The following is a 226-nucleotide window of genomic DNA, read 5'->3' as shown; positions in this document are numbered from 1 at the left end:
ACACCGCCGCAGCCCTCACATCAACGACCGCCTGCCCCGGCTTCTCGACCACTGCCCTGAACTCGAAACCACCCACGACCTGGTCCGCCGGTTCGCCGCCATGCTCGACACCCGCGACGCGACATCCTTGTCGGAGTGGCTGGACGACCTCGCGAACACCGGGCTGGCTCCGCTGACCGGCCTTGCCGGAGCCCTGCGCGAAGACCGGCATGCCGTCGCCCAGGGA

1 pseudogene is annotated in these 226 nt (G+C 69.9%); it reads left to right on the top strand.

The features are described from left to right. Positions 1-226, top strand: a pseudogene (locus FF041_RS34545) (ISL3 family transposase); the annotation flags it as partial.

It is taken from the genome of Streptomyces jumonjinensis (genome assembly GCF_009600885.1).
GTDB classification, from domain to species: domain Bacteria; phylum Actinomycetota; class Actinomycetes; order Streptomycetales; family Streptomycetaceae; genus Streptomyces; species Streptomyces jumonjinensis.
Note: the sequence above shows the minus strand (reverse complement) of the source record. Positions and strands in the feature narration are given on the sequence as shown.